2 protein-coding genes are annotated in these 2152 nt (G+C 59.4%); both read left to right on the forward strand.

Annotated features, from left to right (window positions below; genetic code table 11):
- Window positions 1-1222 (forward strand): IS21 family transposase (gene istA, locus FB593_RS27360; protein ID WP_145167662.1); only part of this gene is annotated, 1222 nt, incomplete at its 5' end.
- Window positions 1219-2100 carry an IS21-like element ISRel3 family helper ATPase IstB gene (gene istB, locus FB593_RS27365; RefSeq protein ID WP_145167664.1) on the forward strand — a complete coding sequence of 294 codons (882 nt, stop codon included), beginning with the start codon at window positions 1219-1221 and terminating at the stop codon, window positions 2098-2100. The genes istA and istB, both read left to right, overlap by 4 nt.
- Window positions 2101-2152 lie beyond the last annotated feature (52 nt).

Genomic DNA, 2152 nt, shown 5'->3' on the forward strand with positions numbered 1-2152 from the left:
GCATCAGCAGGGCCTGACAGTGTCAGCTATTTCCAGAGAAACCGGCATCGATCGCAAGACGGTGCGCAAATACATAGAGCGGGGCCTCGAGGTCCCGGCTTATGGACCGAGAAAGCCTCGCGCGACGGTTATCGATCCGTTCGCGTCATACCTGCGGGAGCGAGTGAAGACCTATCCCGGCCTCACTGGCAGTCGATTACTCCGTGAACTCCGGGATCGAGGTTATGCCGGCGGTTACACCGCCGTCACGGACTTTCTTCGTGACGTGCGACCTCCCGCAAATCCAGGTTTCGAAGTTCGCTTCGAGACGCCGCCAGGCGAACAGGCCCAAGTTGATTTCGCCCAGTTCCATGTCGTTTTCACCGACGAGCCAACGACACCAAGGATCGTCTGGTTGTTCTCGATGGTGTTGGGGCACAGCCGCCTCATCTGGGCACGCTTCGTCATGCATCAGAACCTGCCGACCGTCCTACGTTGCCACATCGCCGCTTTCGAGGCGATTGGTGGTGCGCCGCGGGAGGTGCTCTACGACCGGATGAAGACTGCCGTTATCGGCGAAGGTCAGACGGAGGGCATCATCTACAACCGTGCTCTCATCGACCTGGCCCGCCATTATGGATTCCATCCTAAGGCGTGCAAAGCCTACCGAGCCAAGACAAAAGGCAAGGTCGAGCGGCCGTTTCGGTATATCCGCGAAGACTTCTTCCTTGCTCGTTCGTTCCGCAATCTCGACGACATGAACGCCCAGCTCCGGCACTGGCTCGACACCGTTGCCAATCCAAGGAAGCACGCGACGACCCAGCGTGTCGTCAACGAAGCCTTCGCCGAGGAGCGGCCGTATCTGCGGCCGCTACCCCTGGCACCGTTCAAATCCGTTCTGAAGCTGGAGCGCCGTGTATCGCGGGAAGGCATGGTCAGCGTCGGCGGCAACACCTACAGCGTTCCAGATGCCACACGCAGTCGCGTGGTTGAGGTCCACTCTCTCGCCGACGAAGTCCGCATCTTCGAGAACGGCACACTGATCGCCGCTCATCTTGTGCTGGAGGGCCGCAAACAGCGCCGAGTCCATCCCGACCATCGACGATCGTTGATGCCGCAACACAGGCAAAGGACACGAGACGAATCCCTTGTAGTCAAGCCTGCCGGCGACACCGTGCTGCAGCGGTCGCTCGCCTTCTATGACGCCGTCGGTAAAGTCCTGGCACGGGAGAGCCGCCCATGAGCGCGGCCCTCGATTCCATTCCATCCATGATCGACCGTATTCGCCATGATCTCGTAGGTCTGAAGATGCCGCGCGCACTGGAAGCACTCGACCATGTCGTGCGCCGCCTCGAGCACGGTGAGCTATCTGCCCTCGAGGCTATCGATATCCTGCTGTCCGAGGAACTGACCCTGCGCGAGAACAGCCGGATCAAGACCGCCTTAAGAATGGGCAGATTGGCGACGATCAAAACCCTTTCCGGTTTCGACTTCACTTTCCAACCTTCCCTCGACCGAGATCGCATATTCACCCTGGCGCAGCTTGGCTTCGTCGATCGACACGAGGCTGTGCATTTCCTCGGTCCACCTGGAACCGGCAAGAGTCATCTTGCCACCGCGCTCGGCGTCGAAGCCGTCAAAGCTGGAAAGAGCGTCTACTTCACGAACCTCGCTGACCTCATCGGTTCGCTGGCCCGTTCCGAACGGGAGGGTCGGCTTCAGGAGCGCATTCGCTTCTTCTGTAGGCCAAGCCTGCTCATCGTCGATGAGATCGGATATCTACCGGTCGTCCAGGGTGGCGGCAATCTGTTCTTCCAACTCGTGAACGCCCGATATGAGCGAGGCGCGATGATCCTGACATCAAACCGCGGCTTCGCTGAATGGGGTGACGTCTTCGGCGATCCAGTTGTCGCCACCGCACTTCTCGACAGACTGCTGCATCACGCCGTCGTGGTGCAAATCGAGGGATCCAGTTACCGATTACGCCAGCATGCCGAACTGATGCCAGAGCATGTGCGCTCCAAAGCCCTCATTGCTCCGCCGGCATTCACTCCACCTCAAAAGCCGCGCGGACGGCCGCCGAAAAATCCTCCGTTCTCCCTGGCATCCACGTCGGCATAAGTGGGGAATTTTACTTCGGCACTTCTGGGGAAAATTCACGCGGTATTGACAC

This window comes from Rhizobium sp. SJZ105, from assembly GCF_007828365.1.
Classification (GTDB): Bacteria; Pseudomonadota; Alphaproteobacteria; order Rhizobiales; family Rhizobiaceae; genus Agrobacterium; species Agrobacterium tumefaciens.

Bases quoted from the DNA above. Each gene is read 5' to 3' on its own strand.
- istB (WP_145167664.1), top strand. From the start codon at position 1,219: ATGAGCGCGGCCCTCGATTCCATTCCATCCATGATCGACCGTATTCGC.